The organism is Candidatus Magnetaquicoccus inordinatus, from assembly GCF_004217665.1.
Lineage (GTDB): Bacteria > Pseudomonadota > Magnetococcia > Magnetococcales > Magnetaquicoccaceae > Magnetaquicoccus > Magnetaquicoccus inordinatus.
Genome location: NZ_RXIU01000003.1, coordinates 6,277 through 30,173 on the forward strand (window position 1 = coordinate 6,277; position 23,897 = coordinate 30,173).

2 protein-coding genes are annotated in these 23,897 nt (G+C 55.3%); both read left to right on the plus strand.

All coding sequences use genetic code 11. The annotated features are described in order from the left end of the window. The first annotated feature begins 21 nt into the window (after window positions 1-21). Window positions 22-21,795, plus strand: a complete 21,774-nt coding sequence (locus tag EJP87_RS00435; RefSeq protein WP_130469897.1) for a VCBS domain-containing protein — start codon at window positions 22-24, stop codon at window positions 21,793-21,795. A 12-nt stretch (window positions 21,796-21,807) separates the two neighbouring features. Then, the gene (locus tag EJP87_RS00440) at window positions 21,808-23,658 is read left to right on the plus strand and encodes an RND family efflux transporter (protein WP_130469898.1); all 1,851 of its coding nucleotides are present in this window, start codon (window positions 21,808-21,810) and stop codon (window positions 23,656-23,658) included. Window positions 23,659-23,897: the final 239 nt, after the last annotated feature.

Here is a 23,897-nt window from a genome sequence, read left to right on the forward strand (position 1 = left end):
AATAGCTGTAAAGAGGCTACCATGAGCGAAAAGCGTCTTGCCAAGAGTAAAACCCATGCTGCACAACGGTTGCAGGCATGGCTACACTCCAACCAGGCTCGTCGTCGGGTCACTACGGTGCGGCCGCGCACCCTGTTTGCCGAGACTCTGGAGCCGCGCTTTTTGCTGAGCGGTGAGGCGTTGATGCTGCCTCCCCCCCCTGTTGTCCAGGATCCTCAGGCTCCGTTGCAAATGCTCAAGCAGGCGCTGCAGCCGCAAAACAGCGTTGCAGCCCATTTGGTCGGACAGGAGGCGGTGGTCGCCAGGCTGCCGCAGGATGGTACAGCCAAAAAGATCAATGAGATTTTTTTTGTCGATGCCCAGGTCAAGGATCCGGCGACGTTGATTGCCGAAGCGCTCAAGCCGCGTGCAGGACAAAGTGAAACCGCCCGTGCCGAGGTGGTGGTGCTCGATGGCACCCAGGATGGTGTCGGACAAATCAGCACCTGGTTGCAGGGCTATCAGGGGTTGCAGGCGATTCATCTGCTCAGCCATGGCGATGATGCTGCATTGCGTCTGGGCAGCACCACTCTCAACGCACAAAACCTGGAGAGCTATAACGAGCAACTGCTCTCCTGGCGCAGCGCTTTGGCGCCAGGGGCCGATCTGCTGCTCTATGGCTGCGATGTGGGCAAAGGGGCGAGTGGGGATGCGTTTATCCAAAAATTGGCCCAATTGACCGGCAGCGATGTGGCCGCTTCGGTGGATGCCACCGGTGCGACCGCTTTGGGGGGCAACTGGCTGCTGGAAAAACAGACCGGCGCCATCGAAACCAGCAACCCTTTTGCCGCTTTTACCGGCTATCGGCAGTTGATGGTCACCACCACCCCCAGCATCAGTGGCAGCAGCACGCTCAACTTTTTATCCACTCTCACTGCCAAGGCAACATTTCAGGCGGCAAACAATCTTGGTGCGCAGATGGATGCCAACAGCGCCATGGCCTCCAACATGCCGATGGTGGATCTGCCTTTTTCCGGTCTGTTGCGCACCAGCGATGGTCGGACCATGGGCGATGTGTTGGCTTTTCGCACCTTGAAGGGTACTTCGGTGTTGGATGATTTTCTGGCGGCCGGAGGAACAAACAGCAGTCAGTTGATGGCGCGCATGGGCGATTATCTGAATGGTCTTGGTGACTATAGCACGCTGGAATCGGTTGCCAACCATGCCGGTTCGGCGATCACTCTCAGCGATGATGGCGCCTCAAAAATCAGCCTCAATCTGACACTCTCCAGACAGTTTGTGCAAACATTCGGTTTTGGCAAGCAACTGGAGGCTTTGGGGCTGGATTTTCTGGCCGGATCAGGGGTTCCTCTGTTGGCTGATATTCATTATACCGCCACTTTTGATCTGGCAGCCGGTGCCATTGCTGTCAGCAAGCTCGATGCCCAGATCCATGTGGTCGATCCCCAGTTTTCTGCCAAGATGGCTTTGGGGGTGATGGATGTCGCTGTCAACGGCGGCATTTTAAATTTTGATACCGGCAAGGTCGAATTTGATCCGATCACCACTAAATTGCTGGAAGAGGTCAAAAAGCCCAGTCAGCCTGATTTTACCGATAGCGATATTTTGATCAAGGTCAAGAGCAGCAGTACACCGGCTGTGCTTGCCAACGCCAGTTTTGATCTCTCTGGCACGGTTGGTGATACCCCTCTGGCCACCATCGCCGGGGGTGTCCCCCGTGTCAATGTCGCCTTTGGTGGCTTGAGCATCACCAGTGTCGAGACCAACTCGGTCCATCCCACCATCAGCGGGGTGGCTACCCTGCTCTCTGACCAGAGTTTGCAAGTGGTCGTTGGCGGGGCGAGTGGCGCCAAATATCTGGTGACTCCGGCTCAGGATGGTACATGGGAGCTGGATTTTGCCACCGCTGTACCCAGCAGTGGCACCTTGGCACTTGTCTCTGGACAGGATGTGGAGGTGACTGCGCAGATTGTCAAAACAGTCGGAGGGACGGTCGCCACCTCGGCTACTGCTGCCATCAAGGTCAATCCAACGGTCAATACGGTTATCGCCAACACTATCACCCCAACCCTTTCGGGGGTGGCTTTTCTTGCGGCAAACCAACAGCTCTCGGTGACAGTTGGCGGGGCAACCTATCGGGTTATTCCAGATGCGCATGGTGCCTGGAGTCTCAATCTGGCCAGTCTGGGTACAGCCACGCTGACCAATGGCACCCTGGCCTTGAGCCATAACCCCTCGACCCCCTATACGGTGACGGTTGCCATCAGTGGCGGACCTACGCTGAGCGGACAACTGACTGTCGATACCTCGTTGAGCAATGCCAACTGCTCGGTGACAGCCCCTGCCGAGGTGATCATCAACGGCGACACCGTTACCGGTAGTGTCTCTTGGCCGGCGTTGCAGGCGGCACCGCTGACGATGACCTCCAGCAATTTTTCCAACCTGCAGGCATTTTCCAGCCTGACCTCGACGCAGATTGTCAACATGCTCAAGGATTTGGGCACCTATTTGGCCTTGCTGCGCGATTCGGGAAGTTTTGATGCGGTATTGCCCTACACCGAGCTGAAATTGGGAGAGGCGCTGGATTTTAGTGCGGCCATCAACAAGATTATCGACAGCCAGTTGGCTACCACCGTCAGTTCGGGCATGGTGGCCAGCAAGGCGATCTCTCCGGTATTGACCCAGGATCTGGCCTTTGATCTGGAGGTGCAACGGGCCGGGGATGATCGGGTCACTCTGATCAGCATCGCCGTCAATAAGAGTGAGACGAGCAATTTTATCCATATCAATGAGCTGGCTGGCTTGATCGGTACCAAGATTGCCGCGGCGGTGGATGGCTGGTTGGCCTGGAAGGGGGATCCGGTCGAGGTTGCCGAGAGCCTGAAAGGGGGATTGCAGATTGCTGTTTCCGGCAATTCGGCAACGGCGCGCAGCAGCGAATCACAAACCCTGAATGTGCATGCCAGTTCCGGGAGCTATAAGTTGAGCTATAACGGCAGCAGCACTGCCGCCATTTCGGTGCTGGCCTCGCCGATCGAGGTGCAGCATGCCCTGGAAAATGTGCTGGGGGTGGGTAATGTGCAGGTGAGCGGGCGGGCCAAGCACTATCTGATTGATTTTATTGGCAGCAAAGCGGGCAGCGATCAGCCTTTGTTGGCAGTGAGTGATCTTAATGTCACTACCGGCAGCCTGCTCGATGTGACCGCATCGGAGTTTCGTCAGGGGCCGGATGGCCGGACCTGGGGCAAGATCAATCTGCTGCAGGCCGATCCCGATGATTTTACCAGCTTGCGTCTGGCCCCCTCTTCTGGGGTTTCTGTGCAAATGCTCACCGGTGGTTCGGAGAGTTCCGAGGCGATGCAACGGCTTTTTGTGGTGCATGGTGGCAACAGCAGCTTTACCCTGCAGGGACCAGGGGATCCTCCCATCTTTGTCACCGATCCTCTCTGCATCTATGGACTGGATCCAAGCGCTGCCCAGTCGGCAATTGCCAACGCTCTGAGTGCCAAACTGGGGAGCACGGTTGTGGGGCTGGCGGTCGCGGAGGTGACCAGTGATTATGCCGCAGACAACGGCACCCGTATCTTTGACATCAGTTTTGGCAAAAAAGCCGATCAATATTATGCCCAGGGGTTGTTGACCGCCAATCAGACTACTGCAGGGGTGACTCTCTCCGAGAGCACCGCTGGTGGCCAGAATGAGGATGGTGAGGATGTCAATGAGGTGCAGTTGTTGTTGGTGGAGGGGAGTCGCGCCGGCAGTTATGTCTTGAAAGGCACGGCGGTCAATGGCACCTCTTTTACCACCGTACCGATTGCCTATAATGCCTCTGCTGCCACCATTCAACAGGCTCTGCGTGATGGCATGGGTTTGAGCTCCCTTACGGTCGGCGGTCCTGCGCCTGTTTTGGGCAAACAGGCCTATTCGATCACTTTTGATGCCAAAAATTATGGCCTGCTGACTGCTGCCAATCTCTGGACCACCCAGATTCCGGCGCAGGTTGTGGTCAGCACCGAACAGATTGCCGCTCCTGCTGTGGGCAACAGCCCCGCCTTGAACGAGATACAACGTCTGATTGTCAGCAATGCCACGGGGGGCAACTTTTCCATGGGCATCTCTCTGGACAATCTGTTGTATGAGACCCAGAGCATTGACCATGGAGCCAGCGCCAGCACCCTGCAAGCCTCTTTGCTGACGATGTTCAGACTATGGGACAGTTCGGTACAGAGTAGCGATATTGCGGTCAGCAAAAATGGCAACATCTATGATATTGAGTTCAAGGGGCGCTGGTCTGGCAAGGATCTGCCGCAACTGCGGGTCAAGAGCACCCATTTAACCACCGCCAGCGGCACCGGCTATGCCTCTTTGGAACATCTCGGTTTTCTGCCCGGCGGCCAGGATACCCAGGTCAACAATGTAACCACCTTTGTCACCCTGACCGAGATGGTGCAACGTTTCCAGCAAGAGATCAACAGCTCGTTGAATGGTGCCACCTTCCTGGTCAATCCCACCTTTGATCTGGCAAAAAAATCCTTTTTGTTTAATGTGCGCCTGACCCCGACCCAAACCATGGCAGTGCCGCTGGCGGTCAGCGGCACCATTGGCGAGCTCTCGGCCCTGCACAGCGAAACCTCGCTGGATGTGACAGCCCAGACCTTGTTTCAGGCGGCAATCGGCTTTGATTTCAGCCATTTGAATACCTTTGCCTTGCGTGCTGGTGGAACCTATAGCGGCAAGATTAGCGCTTCGGCAAAGGATGTGAATGCCACTGGCTGGCCGGCGATCTCTATTTTTGGTGATGCCCGTTTTAACATGGCCTTTAATGGTGAGGGTTATGACCTGACCTTGACCCAGGGGGCGGTAGCCAACAACCAGAGTCGCGCCGATCTGGTGAGCGATTTACAATCTTTGTTTAACAACCAGCAGGTCTCTGCCGGGGGGGTGTTGGCGCGGCGTGGTTTTGCCCATTTGGGGCAAGTGGTTAAAGTGGGCCTCAGTGATGAGGGGCAACTGACCTTTACCATCAATGCCCCGATCGATCAGGTGCAGTTGACAATTTTGTCCCCGATTGGTCTCAGCGTCAACACGATGAGCTCCGTTTTGGGCTTTCGCACCATGCCTTGCTATCCTTCGCCCAAAGCGGTGGAGCTGCCCAGCAACGGACGCCTGATTGCTGGCAGTGCCCATTTTTCTCTGAAGGTGGATCAGTCGGAAGCGATTGATCTGGTGTTGAATCAAGCGACCACCGACAACAACAGCAGTATCGATGATTTAATCAACGATCTCAATGCCCTTTTTGCCGCCACCTCTCTCTCTGGGCATGCCTATCTGGGCAGTGCGGGCAAAGGTTTCAGCAATCTGGGTCAGGTGATCCAGGCCAGTTTGCGCAATGGGCAGATTGAGCTGGTGACCCAAAGTGCCAAGATTGCCTCTTTGCAGATGCAGATTAGCGGCTCTGACCCGGCGACCAAAGAGTTGGGTTTTACTCCGGGACAGTTTGCCACCACCACCGGAGCCTATGTCTTTTTGCAGGATTTTTCCCTGGATGGCGGTGCCACCTATCAAAAAATTATCCTTGGCGGCAACTTCAGCGCGGTGATTCATGGCCAGTCGGGTTCGACTCCGGCCACCTTGGGCAGCCCGGGAAGCGCCACTTTGGGAATGTTGGATCTGACCTTTGATACCTTGTCTACCAACTATAACGGCAGTCTGCAGTTTAATCTGCGCAATGGTTTGAATGGCGCCGCTCATGATATAATCAGTCTGAACGATCTGTTTGACTCGGCGGCGGCACAGACCAGCTTGTTGGGTTTGGGCGGCAAAGTCACCACCAATGATACACTCTCTTCGCCCAATGCACCCTTTCAAAGCAACGGGCAATTGCTGCGGGATGTGGGTTTGTCGGTGACGGTGGGCACGACTGCATTGGATGTAACGGTGCGCAAAGCGGCCACCACCAGCAACAGCACGGTTGCCGATTTGGCTGCTGATGTCAATGCGGCGATTCATACTGCCTTGACCAACAAGTTTACCACCGATCCTTATGCCGACTTTGTCTTTGTCGAGGCCGACAGCATCTCTGTTGCCGGAAAAACAGTTCTCAAATTTAATGCCGCCACCACCACTCTCACTTTGGCCACTACTCCCAGCCAGATCTATAACGCCAGCAACGGTGTTTTGGCCGTGGATCTGCCCTTGACGGTGGTTATTCCCAACAGCGGCGGCTATGCGGTCGATTTGCAGGTGACGGCGAGCAATACCACCGAAAACAGCTCCTTGGCCGATCTGGTAAACACTATTGACAACTCGATCAAACTGGCACTGGCTTCCGCACGCAACAATACCGACATTGTGGCGGTACAAGAGGCCATTGACGCCGTGATTTATCCTGTTGATCAACTGACCGGTCTGGTCTCCGCTGTCAATGGGGTGTTGACTTTGCAATCGGCGGTTACTGCTGCCCCCATTACCTTAAAAAATCTGGTGGTTGATGGGCGCCTGCTCAAGGATGATTATATTGAAAACTTAAGCCTGCGCAATCAGGCCGGGACGGCCAACAGCAAGCCCATCGCCGAGCTGACCTTTTCCGGAATCACTGTGGCAACCCCTGCTGGTGTCAGCGCTGCGGGTCTGAATCCCAACACCGTGATCACCATCGAGGTCAGCAATGGTGATCAGGCTTTGGCTGGCAAGGAGATATTGGCAAACTCATCTGTTGTGCCAGCCGATGGTCTGGGCAGCTTGACTCCCTTCAAGGAGGTGAGCTGGAGCAACATGCGCGATGATCTGGCGCAATTGAGTAGCCTGTTTGGCAATTTGGGCGATGTCGGCGCCTTTGGTGAATTGGGACGCGCCCTGCCGCTTTTGGGTGACAGCATCTCCGAACAGTTTGATTTTGCCAGCCGTTTTACCGCTGTCAACAGCGCCTTGGCGGCTGAAAACGGTATTGGCTTGACCGCTCTGGCCTCCACCCTGGAAAAAGCCTTTGGATTGTCGAGCGGGGCGGTGACTTTGCAATTTGATGCCAGCAGCAAGCTGCTCAAGATCGATTTGCCCTATCAGGTGGTTTTTGACAAGAGCGTTGCCATCGAGTTGGTCATGAATGATGCCAACCTGTTGTCTCTGCTCTCGGCGGGCGACAAAGAAAAATTGACCACCCTGTTGGGGGCGATGTCCCGTTTGAAAGATGTGGATGGCAGTGCGCTGATGGATCTGCATGCCGATCTGACCTTTCACCTTGCCTTGGGTCTGGATATGGATCCAGCCAGTAGCAATCTGGGGCGGCTCTTTTTGTTTGATCATCAGGAGAGTGGCAATGCCGGTATGGCGGATGATCTTGGCACCTATGCGCTGATCAATGCCTTTCGTGCTACGGTCGGCGGCATCGCTTTTACCTCGGTGCAGGGGATCTACAGCCTGGGTGTGACCGGCGGTTCGGCCAACCTGCTGATCAACAGTGGCAGTGGTCTGACCCTGCACTCCGATGACAAGGATGGCGCCAACGATGGCAGACTCTATCTGAACCGCTATGCAGCCCTGGGCAGCGAAGCGGCTACTGCGCTGCGTCATGCTGATTTTACGGTGATTTTTGATGGCAGCGCCGATGTGGTTTTGCCGATGACCTTGACGGTCTCCGACGAACTGGGACAATTGGCCATGGAGCAGATTGATGGCTTCATCAATCCTTTGCCGTTGGGCAAAATGGAGCTGCATTTTATCAATCTGGGTGACAGCTTTGCCAAAATAGGCGGCAAAAGCGGTTTTACCCTGCAATCGAGCGCCGAGAGCAGCAACAGCCATACTGTGATCTCCAGCCAGGTGCAGCAGGCTGCCCTGCCGGAACGTCCGGCTACCGGTAACGGTTCGGCGGTCTCGACCCCGGAAGGGGCTCCCATCGATTCGGTCGATGAATCGGGACTCACGGCAGTCAATCCCAACCCCTATTTTGGCTCCACCGAGGGCAGTGGCGCCTCCACCACCCCGTCCACGCAAACTGTCGATATTACCAAACTGTTTGCCACCGGGCCGTCGGTCAATCCCGCCTCCACCGGCTTTGATGTCAGCCTGATTATTCCCGATTTTGCCTATTGGCAGACCCAGTTGACCCAGGTGCTCAATGCCGCCATCGGCGAAAAGTGTGATCCAGAACAGCAGGTCAATGGACCGTTGATCTTTTTGTTGCGTGATCCAACCATTATCGTGGATACGGTGGATGCCATCTTGGGGGGGATTCAAAAGGGGTTGGATGCCTTCAGCTCGGTGCTGGATCTGCCGATTATCGGTGACAAGCTGCGTGAGGCGACCCAGTTTGTGGTCGATCTGCGCAAAAATGTGGTGGGTGCGATCAAAACGGCGCTGGATGATGCAGTGGATGTCTATGGTGGTTTGGATAATGCGCTGCGCATGATGATGTTCAAGATGCTGGAACCGGCTGATGTCAACCATGATCTTATCGTCACAGCCACGGAACAGGCCAATGGCAATCCCTTCCTCAACTTTTTGCAGGATTATAACGGCGACAAGTTGATCACCCCGGATGATATTGTGGTGGAATATCTGGCGGGGACTGGGCAGCCCACCATGGATCCCCGTCTGGCCCAATATATGGGGGTGACCCAATCGGGCATTACCTACGAGAAAAAATGGAAACATGCGGATGGGACACCCTGGTTGAACGATGATGGTACCCGCAAAACCACCATCGAAACCATTCCCATCCCGGCGGTGCTGCCCGGACAACGGACGGCCTGGGTCACCTCCGGCATCAACACCGTGAAAATCGATTCGCAAGGCAACCAGATCAAACATGATGATGATTCGCTCTGTTATGTGGGCAAGGCCGGTTATGTGACGCTGGACAGCAGCCTGCAAAAGATTGTCGATGATATTTCCGGCACCATCGACAGCGTGTTGGCTACCGCCTCAGATATTTTGGACAATCTGGTCACCAACCATGGCAACGGTTTTGTCGCCTCAGCCACAGCTTTTGCCGAATTTGTCATCGCCAAGGTCAAGGCCGGATATGACTATCAACATCTGTTGACGGATGTGTTTGGCACGGGGGTTATTGCCGCTGCTTTGAGCGATGTGATCCGCACCTTTACCCCGAGCGCGGCGGCGATTGATGCCGATGCCGCGACTGTCAAATATAATCTGGATCATAACTTGTCGGGATCGGCCGCCTTGATTCCGATGGCGGTTCTCAATGAGATGAAAGCAGCCGTGCGTATACAAGCGGAAAAGGTGGCACTGCAGATGGCTTTGGGCAGCAGTACCGCCATTCAATTTCGCATGCACCTGGGACAGACCTATAACCCGGAGCTGGATCTGAGTTTTGATATTGGTGTGCCTGGGCTCAGTCTGGAGCTGGATGGTGGCATTGGCCTGAAGCTGGATTGGGATCTCTTTTTGGGCTTTGGTATTGATATCAAGGATGGATTTTATCTGATTACCAACATGCCAGAGACCGCCGGTATCGGCCAGAAAACGGTTTATAACAGTCAAGGGGTGGCTATTGGGGTGGAGGCCAATGGCAAGGATGCCCATATCGATAATCTCTGGTTGGTCGGCAAGCCCTTCTTTACCCCGGCGGTCAAGGAGCTGCAGGCACAACTGGATGTCTATCTGGCCCCTGGAGCGGGCAACCAACCGGCCCAGTTGAGTGGTAAACTGCTCTTTTTGAATGGCACCTTGACCGACAACTGGGATGGCTGGATCCGCGACAATGATACCGGGATCTGGGGGAGCGGAACAGACTCCCTGCACCGCCTGGCCGGTACCCAAAACGCCAATTATGGGCGCACCACTACCCTGTTTGATGGGGAGAGTGGTTTTGAGGGGTCACGGACTCGTTTACGGGTTAATTTCAGTATTGATATCAAGGATGTCGGTCTGTTTGGCATCTCGGCGCTCTCCATGCTGACCAATGGTCGCCTGACCTTTGCCGATCTGCGCAATGCCAAACTGAGCGATCTGTACAAGGTGGAGTGGGAGGCCAAAGCCCAGATCAATCTGCATGTGCAATTGGGTCTTTCGCTGGATATGAGCGGGCATGCCAAGGATAGCTATCTGCCGACCATCATGGGCGATTTTCATTTGACTTGGCAGGACAGCAACAAGAATAAATATGTCAAACAGATCAACCAGTTTTTAGGCAGCGGCTATGACAAGCTCTTCCATGTCGGGGAGCCCAATATCTGGATGTCGGATATCTATCTGGATGTGGGAACCTTCTTTAGCCAGTTTTTGAAGCCGATCGTCAAGGTGATCCAATATGTCACCGACCCGATCATGCCGGTGATTGATGCCTTGACCGCACCCATTCCCGGTATCTCCCAGTTGATGGGGCGGGACTATTCGGTGGTGGATCTGGCTTCGGATATGTCGGCGCTGTTTGGCGGTATCTCCAAGCTGGATTTTATCATCGCCATGGTCAACGTCCTGGAGGTGATAGGGCATCTGCCCACCGATACCGATGGCATGCTGATTCCGATCAAAGAGGCCTTTATTATCAGTGGCAAGCGCGACCGCAAGCTCGATCTCTCCGCCTTCCCCTCGATCATTCCAGACAAGTCTGTAACCCTGCCCTATTTGACTATCGCGGATGTGCATGTCAAACAGGATGATTTTGAATTTAACCTGGATATGGGCGTCGGTTGGAGACAGAATACCACTCTGTTCAATCTGTTGCGTGGCAATATTCCCAATCTCTCCTTTGACTTTGCCATGTCCGCCGACATGCGCATTCCGGCTCCCTATATCGATGTGACACCGTTTGACTTTACCATTGATGGGATCTTCAACCGCGATGGCAGCATTGCCCATTTCAAACTGGCCATCAAGGCCGGTTGGCCACGTCTCTTGTTGTCCGACATCTTGAACGGCAATATGGCGCCCAGGTTTGATGTCACCCTGATTATGCCAGACATCGATTTTACCCCCAATTTGCTGCCGCTGTTGCGGGTCACCATGCCCAAATTGACCGCCACCTTTAACGGGGTGGAACATACCCTGATTGGGGGCAGTGAGATCAATGTCGATTGGCCAAGCTGGGTGCAGGGTTTTGTCGATAAAACCAGAATCAAACGGATGACCGGACCGACCGCCAATATCAATCTGGGCAGCCTGCACGATTTTCTGATGCCGCTGCCTTATGTGGAAATTGGTTCCACCTTGCTTGCCGTTCCCGGCTTTACCAATCCGTTTACCATGAAGGCTTATGCAGGGTGGAAGAGCAAATGGTTTTCTGACTTTTTGCTTGGTGGCATGTTGCCTGGCCTCTATCTGGAGGTGGATTTGCCCTCCGGCTTCAATGTCGATACCAGGATCTTGCCGGTTATTGATGTGCTGTTGCCCTCTCTGCCCTCGGTATCAGCCAATTTTATCATCAGCGGGCAATCCCATCCCTTTACCATTGGCAGTGTTGCTGCGGGTTCCAAATGGCGTGTCGATTGGTCGAGCGCTCTCAGCGCCTTTGTGGATACCAGCAATGTGAAAACCATCGATCTGACTGCCGCGACCTTTCATATTGCAACCACTGTCAATTTTGGTTCCATCGATCTGCGTTTTCTGCCGAGCATTCAGGTCAAGTGGCCGGATGTGCACTGGATTGCGGTCGGCAAGGAGTATATCTGGAAACAGACATCCACCTCCAACTTGGGCTGGTCCAGCATCATCTCCGATGCCGGATTGCTGTCGTTCCTGGTGGATCCCAACAAATCGTTGGTACTTTCCATGCCCGATGTCTATCTGCCCAGCATCAATCTGTGGGATCTTCTGCCCGATATTGATTGGGATTTCAGTCTGCCTGGTTTGCCCAGCCTGCCCAGCCTCAACATTGATCTGCCCGACATCAATCTGCCCGGCAAGCAGACGGTCTCGCCCAAGGATGGCTATAACGAATTTATGAAAAAGATGAAAAAGCCGGGCAGTGCGCTGAAATTTCCCATTCTGGATGATCCGGTATTTACGGTCATCGGCATGCTGAAAGGGCAACCGGTTGATTTGATGACCTTTACCCCACCGGATCTGGATATCAAAGTAGGCTTCCGCATCTCCTTCCCGGTCTATCCGCCGGTCTATGTCGGTTTGGGCGGCGAGATCCGAATCCAGGCGGCCTTGAAACTGGGCTTTGATACCTATGGTATTATAAAATATTCTAACAGCAACAATCTGTTGGATATTTTTGATGGTTTCTATGTCGGGGATCATATTGTCCAAGGGGTGGACAAGCCAGAAATTACCCTGACGGCCAAACTCTATGCCTTTGCTGAGCTGAACGCTTTCATCATCCGTGCCGGTGTCGAAGGGGGGATCAAACTGGTCGGTACCCTCGATATTTATGATGAGGATATGGATAACAAATATCGGGTATCCGAATTGTTGGCCGCCATCAGCGAAGATCCGCTGGATGTGGTGGAGATGCATCTGCGTGCTTCCGCCTATGTCTCAGCCTATGTCGATCTTTTTGCCATCTTTGACTATGTGCGGGTTTGGGAACAGACCTTCTTTGATGTGACCTTGTTTGAATGGGAGCATGATCCTGCCGCCAAAAAGCCGGTGCTGGGCTCCATGGATGGCGACAATCTGGTTTTGCATGTGGGTTCGACCATTACCAGTATCGATGGCCAGAGTTCTGTTGAGAAGGGGGCCAAAGATCGTCTGCGCCGCAGCACCAACGATGCCAACGAAGCCTATACCCTCACCGGCAATGGGGGCACCGTCAATATCAGCGCCATTCTGCCCAACGGCCAGACCTATACCAAAACCTTTACCGGAGTCAATCGGGTCAAAGCCTATACCGGTGATGGTGATGATTTGATTGATGCCTCGGCCTTGGACCGCAAGGTGCTGTTTATTGCCGGAGCGGGTAACGATACCCTGAAAGGGGGTTCCGCAGATGATGTTTTGATCGGTTCGGCCAGTGGTACAGCCACCTTGATCGGTGGTTTGGGCAAGGATCTGTTTATTGTTCGTGGCGGTACTACCCATCTGGATGGCGGCAGCGGCGATGACAGCTTCCGCTTTTTGAGCGGCTGGGGTGTGGCCGACATCACCGATGCTTTGGGCGACAATATTATCGATTTTACTGCGCAAACGGCTGCCGTTACCGTCGATGACAGCGAGGGCAAAGCCTTCCAGGCCGCCAACATTGTCACCTGGCATAATGGCGGCGGGGGCAGCGGGGGTGGCGATACCATCGATCTGATCAAGGGTGGCAAGGGCGGAGATATTCTTGATTTTTCCGGCGATGAGGCACCCCTGTTAATCAGCGTTACCGCTACCAATGCCGGTTGGGTCAAGGGGAGTGGTGCCGGAAAAATCCAAACCAGCTTTGCCAGTGCTACGCATAGCGATATGCAGGCTGTCGGGGATAATGCTGGCTATGGCTTCAAGTTTGAGGGTTTTGAAAATATCTTTGGCGGCCAGGGCAGCGATGTCTTCCGCATCAAGGATGGTGCCTCACTGACCGGCTCTCTGCATGGCGATACCGAAGGGGCTTTGCACCATGCCAGTAGCGGCAACGAAATTGCCAATTCACGCAATATTCTGGACTTTTCTGAATATACTGCTTCTGTGACCGTCAATGAGGAGTCTACCAGCGCCTTTGGATCGGCCAGTGCAACGGGGATTATCGTGCGTGGCTTCCATGATCTTTTTGGTGGCGCCTCCAGTGACCGTTTGAGTGGCGATGGTCGCAATAATCTGTTGGTGGGTAATAATGGGACAGATCTGTTGGAGGGCAAGGCCGGTCATGATCTTTTGGTGGCCGATACCTTTGTGACCTATGCCAATCTGACCGGGGCGCAGGCGCGTCCGGGGGATGCCAATCTGGAAAAGGTTACCGACTATCTGAGCCTGCAAAAGGCTGGCGCCGGACAGTGGGGAGCGGCCAAACGCAACTGGCTGTGGAAAGGCCAAACTCTGGAAAGTATTGCCAACACAACCGCCGGTAGCCAGACCCTGAAGGGGGGCAGTGGCAACGATATTATTCTGGGCTCGAAGGGGGGCGACATCATCAATATCGGCGGCAGTGGCGAGGGCAACGATACCATTATGGCCGATTTGGGTAAGGTGTCGGTCGATTTCAACTATAGCGTGGCCTTGTTGGCTACCAGCTTTGGTAGCGTTAACGGTATCTCCGTAGGGGGTAATGATACCATCTATCTGGGAGGTGGCAGCAATCTGGTAATCGCTGGCAATGGCAAGGATTCTGTTTTTGCCGCCGATGTGGCGAGCAGTTTCAACATCATTCTTGGTGATAACGGCACGGTCAAGTTTAAAACCGCTGAGGTCTCTACCAACTCTGGGGCCAAATTGACCTTTGCCAATGTCGATGGCATCAAACGCATGCTCGACAGTGTGGATGCTCCTGTGGCCGAAAATGGTGGCACCGGCAATGATGATACCATCAGCATGAGCAGTGGTTCGGCTATCGTCCTCGCCGGGGCCGGCAAGGATACGGTACGCTTTAGCGCCGCTGCCTCTACCGCCGCCAATATTCGCTTTATCTCCGGTGACCATGCCAGCATTCGTACTGATAGCCATGGCGGGGTAAGCGAATTTTATACTCTCGATAGTGTGGCCAGCAGCGGGGGCGATGATGTGATTGTGGTTGGCAGCGCCAACGATCTGGCAAACCGTCATCTGGGAAGCAACTTTATCCTCGGCGGCATGGGCAAGGATACCATCGTCGTCTCCGGTAGTGTCGATGCTTCCGGGAATGTCAGCAGCGGTTTGGCGCGCAGCGAAGATGTGATCCTCGGCGACAATGGCAAGATCAAACGCACCGCCTCCCTGCTTGCCGGTCATGTGGCCAATCTGATGGCGCAGGTGGTCAGTAGCGAGACTGCCAACGAGCAGGGCGGCAATGATAAAATTATTGTCGCCAACGGTGGCAAGGTGATCATCGCCGGTGTGGGGGACGATACCATCACCAGCAAGGATGGTGACCATCTGTTGATTGCCGATAATGGCCAGATCGATTATGACAGCAACAATGATGGTATCTTGCGCAAGATGCAAAATAGTGCCATCAGCCAGGGTGGCAACGACAGTGTGACCATGGGCGACGGCTTCAAGGTGGTGATGGGGGGCTTTGGCACCGATACCATTACCCTTTTGGCCAGCAATCTGGGTGATGCCATTGGTCCGATCACGGTTACCGGGATTGCGGCGGTGAGCGGCAGTGTCGATCAAAAGCGCGGGCGCAGCGGTCGTTATGTGAGCGGTGATAATGCGGTGATTCTCTTTGATGATCAGGGAGGATTGACCGACATTACCACCATCGATGAGACTCTGAGCACTGGTGATGATGATAGCATCAGCGTCGGCTTGAGCCCGGCCACCAGCAATACGGTGGATATTGGGACCAATGTGCTGATAGGCGGCATGGGTGATGACAGCATCAGCGTCTTGGGTGTGGGCTCGACCGGAAGCAGTTTTGATACCATTCTCGGTGATAACGGCATCATCGAGCGCAATGATTATAATGGTCTGCGTCCCACCGAGATAGCTCAGGGTACCGCTTATGCGCTGCGTGCCGTGCACTCCACCTACAAAGAGGTGGGTGGTGGCAAGGATAGCATTTTGACCAGCATGGGCAATAAGGTGCTGGTTGGCGGTTATGACAGCGATACCATTACCGTCACCCTGGCCACGGCGGTCTCCAGCAATTTCCGTCTGTTGAGCGGTGACAATGTGGATATAAGCTTTGACCGTTTTGGCGGCATGATCAAACTGGATACCCAGGATACGCAGGCGGTCACCGGTGGGGCCGATACCATTCTCATCGGCAGCAGCTTAACCTCTGGCCAATTTGGTACCAATATGGTGGCTGCCGGTATGGCCTCTGACCTGGTGTTGCTGGGTGGAGCCTCCTGGGATGTGGTGCTGCAAAAGTTGCTGGCTGGTGATGCCTACAGCGAAGATATTTTGCTTGGTGACAATGGCATCATCGAACGGGAAAGCGCCACGGCTGCCGGTGAGCCCAACTATATGTTGCAGGTCAAAAGCGAACTGGGTGATCAGGGGGCCAGCGATATTATCGCCTCTGGCAGCGGCGGCAAGCTGCTCATCGGCGGCTTTGGCAGCGACCGTTTGACTGCCCATGATGGCGACCATATCGTGGCCGGTGACAATGCCGAGGTCAACTATGATATCAGCGCCAAAAATGGCATTCTGCGCGAGGTCAAAGCCATAGAGACCACCATGGGCGGTTCGGACACCATCAACCTGCAGGAGGGGTACAAGGTGGTGATGGGCGGCATCGGTGGTGATTCGGCTACCTATGACACCATCGATATTGCGGCCACAGGCATCGCTTATGCGCTGGGCAGCAGTATTACGGCGCAACAGGAGTATCTGCTGCAGGATCAGGGCATCATCGCCGCCAATCGCAATGAAGCGCGCAGCTTGACTGGTATCCGTACTGTTTTTGCCACGCAGGTGACAGATACCGAGGCCAAAGGGCGGATCGGTCGCTTTGTGGTGGGCGATAATGCCACCTTCAGTTTTGATACCAAAGGTGGCTTGACCGATATTGTCACCATGGATGTCATCGCCGCTACTGGTGGTCGTGATCAGATCATCCTGGGAGCACAAAGTCTGGCGGCCGGTACCGATCTCGGTTATCAGGTGGTGATGGGCGGCATGAGCACCGACAGCATTACCATTCGTGCGCAGAGTCGCAGTGAAGATTATCTCTTGGGCGATAATGGCGAATTTCATCGTACTGCCAGCGGTTATGGTTTGACCTCGCTGCTGAGTACCGCCATGGGCCAAGGCAGTGCCGATAGCATTGTCAGCGGCGCCGGAATCAAGATGGTGATCGGTGGTGACAGCGCCGATACTGTCGATCTGGCCACCACCTATCTGGCCGATCATGCCGATCGGGTGCTGATGTTGGGTGATTCTGGTGAGATTCGCATGGATCAGGCCGGAGGGGAGATGCTGGAGTCGGTCACCAGTTTTCTCAGCTCCCCGGGTGGCATCGATAAACTGACCGTGGGTGATGGCGATGTCGCCTTTATCGGCGGACAGGATGCCGATAGCCTGACCGTCAACTCGGTGTGGAACGAAAGTCGCTCGGAGTCTCCCTATTTCCGCATCGCAGTTGGTGATAACGCCGCGCTGCTCTTTTCTGCCACCAGTAACTGGGAGAGCATTGGTCGGCCATTGTCTGATTTGACGCAACTGCAGGCCACCGATGTCAGTACCACCACCGGCAGTGATGATAGCATCCAGATCGGTTATGCGGGTGAGAGTGCGCATGATATTGGTACAGCCATCCTGGTTGGTGGTGTGGGTGCCGACAGTTTGAAGGTCTCTGGCAAACAGGCCAACGTGCTGCTGGCTGGTGACAATGTGGTGCTGCGTCGTTCGGCCGGGTTGACGTTGGGACCAAAGGCCATTGTCAGCCAAAATCTGGAGTTGGGTGGGGGTGATCTGTTGGAGACACCCACCGGTTGGCATATCCTGGTCGGCGGCATGGCTGGCGATACCATTCGTGCCGGTAAGGGCGAAGGGGTGGTTGTGGGTGACTCTGGATCGATCTTGTATGCGGTCGATGAGAATGGCAACTCCACTGCCTTGCTGGCCGGGGTAACCAGTCTCGGTTTGGGGCAGGGGGGTGCTGATAGCATCAATCTGGGGGCAGGAACTGCGACCAGCGATGGCAACCATGTGGTGGTCGGAGGTTATGGGGCCGATGTGATCAATCTGGTTGCTTTGGCCGGTTATGAGCGTCTGCTCTTTGGCGATGCCGCTGATGTGCATTATGACAGCTTTGGTCATCTGATCAGCACCACGACCATGGATGTGACCGCGGCGACTGGTGGCAGTGATCGGATTACGGTGGGTATCGGGGGCAATGTCAACAATTGGCCGGCTGCCGGTGTGGATCTCAACGTGGTTGCCGGTGGTATCGGTGATGATCGTATTGCCGTCAACAGCGGTGGTTATACCGTCGGCGTGATCAGCGGTGACAACCTGGACTATCGGCGTGGCCGCGATAGCGCCGACGCTTATCAACACCGTTTTGTCGATGTCTTGATGCCGCTGTTGGGCGGCAACGATAGCATCCTGGTCGGGGGTGGCGAGCAAATTCTCTTTGGGGGCTTTGGCAACGACAGCCTGGAAAGCCGGACCGGTACAGCCAGTGGCGAACGCTCCATTCTTTTTGGCGATAGCGGTACCGTTGCTTTTGATAGCGGCCTGAGTGGCAGAATCAGCCGTGCTTTTACCACCGCCGAAGAGGCTGGGGGTGATGATACCCTGACGGTGGCTGGTGGTGTGGCCTATCTGTTTGCGGGCAAGGGCAATGACTCTCTTGCTGCCAGCTCTTTTGCCTCTGAACGGGTTGCCTTTGGCGATAATGGGCAGATTGACTGGAACAGCAATGGCACTCTTGCCCGTCTGCAGACCACCGGCTCCGATGCTTTGGATGCCACCATGACGGTGGACAGCTTCTCCTTGCCGCTGGGCTCTTTGCGCAATGAGGCCGATTATGCCTCCAACACCAGCAAAAACTATATCTTTGGTGGACCCGGTCTCGATACGGTGGCTGCGGCTGCCGATCCTCTGCAGGGGGATGATATGCTTGTTCCTGGCACCGGTTCGGTCTCGGCGCCAGGGCAGAGTGGCGAGGTAATCAGCATTGTTTTGTTGGGCTCTTTTACCGGGGATGAAAGCGATAAACAGTGGGAGTTTCTCATCGCTCCCGATGATTATACGCCGCAGCGCGTCGAGTCGGATCCCTATGCACCGGTCGATCCCGGCAGTGGCAGTGTGACCGGTTCTGTGGTTGGTGAGGCGGCCTTGACCGAGGATAGTTTGACCACTGCCAGCGGGCAGTTGGCCTATCCTTCCATCAACGGTGGCAATGCCCAGTTTACTGTACAGAGCGAGGCTGTGGGCAATTATGGCAGCTTTTCGGTCAATGCTGCCGGGCGTTGGAGTTATTCTTTGGCCACCGATTTGTCGGATCCGTTGACTGCTGGCCAGGTGGTTCAGGATATCTTTATTGCCCGTACCACTGAAGGGAGCGCCACCACGGTCACTTTGACCATTACCGGGGCCAACGATGCGCCGGTATGGTCCACCATTGCCGCCACAAGCTATAGCGACAGCAGCAGCAGCGACAGCTTTACTCTTGAGAGTGGAAACTGGGTGGCCAGTGACAGCGACAAGGGGGCTCTTTTGAGCTATGGCATCGAGGGGGGAGCTCTCAGCAATGGGTTGGTGAGCAAGGTGGGCAGTTATGGCACCTTGAGCATCGATGTCAGCACAGGGGCCTATAGCTATACCCCGGTTGCCAGCGCCATCAACGCCTTGACTGCTGACAGTTCGGAGAGTTTTCAGATCACGGTAAGCGATGGTCTGGCCAGCAGTGCGGCCACCTATACCATCCATTTGACCGGTGTGAATGATACACCGCAGTTGGCCACTGTAGAGGAGGCGACACTCAGCGATAGTGCGCTTGCCGACACTTTTCTTGCCATCGAGCGCAGCTTGAGCGGCAGTGATCGTGATAGTGGCCAAACGCTCAGTTATGGCATTCAGGGTGGCAGTGTCAGTGCCGGAGTGGCTACGCTGCTTGGCAGTTATGGGCAGTTGAGTGTGGATACAGTCAGCGGGGCTTTGCGTTATCAAGCGGATGCGGCCGCGATCAATGGTTTGGCTGCCGGGGCGGAGGTCAGCGACAGCTTTACCGTCACCTTCAGTGATGGTACAGCGACGGTGACGCAAAGCTTTGTGGTGCGGGTCAGTGGTGCCAATGATCTGCCGGAACTGAGCGAGGTTGTGGGCAGTATGCTGAGCGATACGGCGACAGAGGACAGTTTTGCTGAAATCAGCCGCACCCTTACTGCCAGTGATCGGGATAGTGGCGCGGCGCTTGTTTTTGGTATTGCCGAGGTCACTGCCAGCGCTGGGGTGAGCAGCAAGCAGGGCAGTTATGGGGTGTTGTCGGTGACGGCGGAGGGGAGTTTAAGCTATCTGCCTGCGGCCAGTGCCATCAATGCTTTGGCAGAAGGGGAGTTGGTCAGTGACAGCTTTATCCTTTCGCTCAGTGATGGCACAGAGAGTGTGACCAGGCTTTTTGAGGTAGAGTTGCGTGGTGCCAACGACAGCCCGCTGTGGCAGGGTGAAGTGGGTGATGCCGAATATCAAGACAGTGTGGCAAGTGACAGTTGGAGTGTGGTAGAGCGTACTCTGCTGGCCAGTGATGTGGATCACGGCCAGAGTATCAGCTATGGGGTGCAGGGAGGTGTGGTCAGTGCAGGTGTGGCCACGCTGGCTGGTCAATATGGGCAGTTGCGTGTGGATGTGAGCAGTGGTGCGGTAAGCTATCTACCTGACAGTGCAGCGATTAACGCTTTATTGGCCGGGGCGAGCGGCAGTGACAGCTTTACCCTGCAGGCCAGTGATGGGTTAAGCAGCATCAGCCGCAACTTTACGCTGCGGGTGAGTGGCAGCAATGATCAGGCAGAGATTGTCCTGGGCAGTGCTGGCCGTGACAGCGCGCAACTGACGGAGGATGTGGCGAGCAGCGCCGACAACAGATTGCAGGCCAGTGGCAGTTTGCAGGTCGGTGATGCTGATAGTGGGCAAGCAGAGTTTGCTACCCAGGCGGTGGCGCAAGGGAGTGTCTGGGGGCAGTTAAGCATAAGTGCTTCCGGGCAATGGAGTTATCGTGTGGATAACAGCCTGAGTGCGTTGCAGAGTTTGGGGCAGGGAGAGCAGCATGTGGATCGTTTTCAGGTGAGCAGTGCGGATGGCAGCGCGACCCATTTGATTACGGTGACCATTCAGGGCGCAGACGAGCCGGTGGTGATTTCTGAGCCGACTGAGGAGGAGAAGCAGCAAGAGGAGCAGCAACAGCAGAGTGCTGCCCAGGCGGCAGCCCAGGCGGTGAGCAGCAGTAGCAGCTCTACAACCAGCACCAGCAGCAATGGCAACGCTCCGGCCAATAGTGGCAACAATAGTGGTGGTAACAATGGTCTGCAGGGGCAGGTATTGGTGACCAGCAGTACGCCATCTTCTTCGGGCAATGCGGGCAACAGCGGCGGGGTTCCGGGATCGGCCACCTCTGGCAGTAGTGACAGTGGGATCAGTTCCCTGCAGACTGGCAACAAGGGCAACAAGAATGATCAGTCGGTCAACCAGCAGCCCAGCACGGTACCGTTGACGCAAGGGGCTTCCACCTTCTACAACACGGCGGCAGGCACGACACCCTCCACGCCCACGACAGCACAGGGTTCTGGTATCACGCAAAGCCAGAACTCCTCCTCTTATTCGCAGACGATGAGTCAATCCAGCAGCACGACTGGCAGTGAAGGAGGCAGTTCGGCCAGCACTGGTAGCAGTGGCAACACACCGGCACAAAACAGTCAGCCCGCTGGCAGCACTCCTGGCAGCTCAGGTGGCAGCAATAGTGGCGGGGAGGGGCAATCTACAGCGCCTGCCTCTTCGGCGCCTGGTCAGGGTGGCGGCGAGGCTGCACCGGCTGGCAATTCGGGTGGCGATTCGGGTGGTGAGCAGCCAGCAGCGCCTGGCAATTCGGCGGCACCCGGCAATCAAACCAATAATGAGGCGGCACCCGGCAATCAAACCAGTATGGAGCCGCAGGGTGAAGGGAGCCAAGAGCATGCGGCACAGTTGGATCCGTTGCTGGGTACAGCGGGCATGTTGGCTTCACTTGGGGTTGTGCGGCCACGTATTGTCTGGCAGCAGGAGCCTGCAGCCAGCAAAGGCAAAGGCTATCGGCGTCTGCAATCGGTAGCTCCACGTGGATAAGCGTTTGTTCGGATGAGTGGGGCGTTGCATTCTCTTTCGGTTTCCTCCGACTTTTGGAGTCGTCTTGGGCAAGGGCAGAGTACGGAGCAGGCGGCGGTGTGGTTGAGCTGCCTGATCTCTCTGTTTGGTGCACGAGTGGAGGAGGCGGTGGTATTGATGGCTGAGGGGAGCCAAGGTCTGTTTCGGCCTCGGGCTTTTTGGCCTGTGGGTTCGGCGCAGGTGAGTGCTGATTTGGCGCATGTCTGTGAGCAGGCGTTACAGATGCGACGACCGTTGAGTGTACAGCGCCAGCGTGGTTTGCTGGCGCAACCCATCGAGCGGGATGGGTTGTTGGTAGCTTTGGTAGCTGTTGCTTTTCAGGATGCGGTTCCTGCCCATGCGGGTCGTTATTTGCGATGGGGTGAGGGTTGGTTGTTGGGCGAGTGGCAGCAGCAGGAGGGGCAAGAGTCTGCTGAGTTGCAGGAGCGTCTTTTGTTGGTAGTGGATCTGTTGCGGGTGGCTTTGGAGGCGGATCCTCCGGCTGAGGCGGTGCATGCGGTGGTGACGGAAGCGGCCTCGCGTTTGGGGTGTGATCGGGTAGCGGTTGGATTTGCCAAAAAGGGTGTGATTCGTTTGGCGGCGTTATCCAATGCTGCCGAGGTGGCGCAGCGGATTGATCTGGTTGCTGCTTTGGAAGCGGCGATGCACGAGGCGTGGGATCAGGCAGCGACGGTACGGGTAGGGCTTTATACCATCGATGGTGAAGCTGCGGATGAGCAGACTCCTTCGTGGTTGGATATTCGTGAGCATCAGCGTTTGGTACGGGATTTTGGGGCTGAGTTTGTGTTATCGCAGCCATTTGCTTTGGGTGAAAAGGAGAGGCGGCAGGAGGGGGTATTTGTTTTTGAGTGGCCGGATGCGCTGCATGCGCCGGGGCGGGTTGGGCAAGCTGAGGCGTTGGCGCCTATTCTTGGTCGGGTTTTGTTGGAGAGAGAGCGGGCCGGGCGCAGCAATTGGCGGCGTTTGGGTGATTTTTTGCGTGAGGAAAGGCGTCGTCTGTTTGCGCCCGGTGAGGCGGTACGCAAGTTGTTGGCGCTTGCTGTTGTGGCTGTTGTGGTGGCTGGGTTTACTTCGTATGGTGAGCATCGGTTGTCGGCCAAGGCGCTTGTGGAGGGAAGTGTACGGCGGGTGATTGTTGCGCCTTTTGATGGTTATGTTGCTGCTTCTCAGGTTCGGGCTGGTTATCTGGTCAAGGAGGGGGAGGAGTTGGCGCGTTTGGATGATCGGGAGTTACGTTTAGAGTCTTTGCGGTGGGCCAGTCAGCAGCAGCAGTATCAAAAGCAGATGGATGATGCGCAAGCGCAGCATAATTTGGCGCAGATTCAGATTGCCAAGGCTCAGGCGAGGCAGGCGGAGGCGCAGCGGGAGCTTTCGGAGGCGATGTTGAAGCGGGCGAGGGTATTGGCTCCTTTTAGTGGCTTATTGTTGAGTGGAGATTTGTCGCAGCATTTAGGTGGTGCGGTCAAGAAGGGGCAGACGCTTTTTGAGTTGGCTCCTTTGGATGCCTATCGGGTAGTATTACAGGTTGAAGAGGGGGACATTTCCTATCTTACTGAGCAGCAGCGTGGATCATTGATGGTTGCGGCGTTGCCTGGGGTATCTTTTCCTTTCCATATCACTTTAATCACCCCTGTGGCCACCATTACTGATGGCAGCAATCATTTTCGTGTTGAGGGGACTTTAGAGGTTCGGGATGAGCGTTTACGTCCTGGCATGGAGGGGATTGGCAAGTTGGATGTCGGTCAGCAGCGTTGGGTATGGATTTGGAGTTATCGTTTATTGGCGTGGATACGTTTGCATATATGGTCTTGGTTAGGGATTTGAGGTGGAGTTATTGCGGGTCCAGGGGGATCATCCCCCTGGCGGAGTCCAGAGGCGGAGCCTCTGGGAATTTGCTTTTAATCTTTTGCTTTTATCTTTTGCTTTTATCTTTTGCTTTTATCTTTTGCTTTTATCTTTTGCTTTTAATCTTTTTGGCGCGCCTTTCACAACAAGCCGACGCGCTTTTTGCGTCGGCGCAGCGCGCCTCATGGATGCTGGCTGTGCGGATTGGCGCGTTTTTT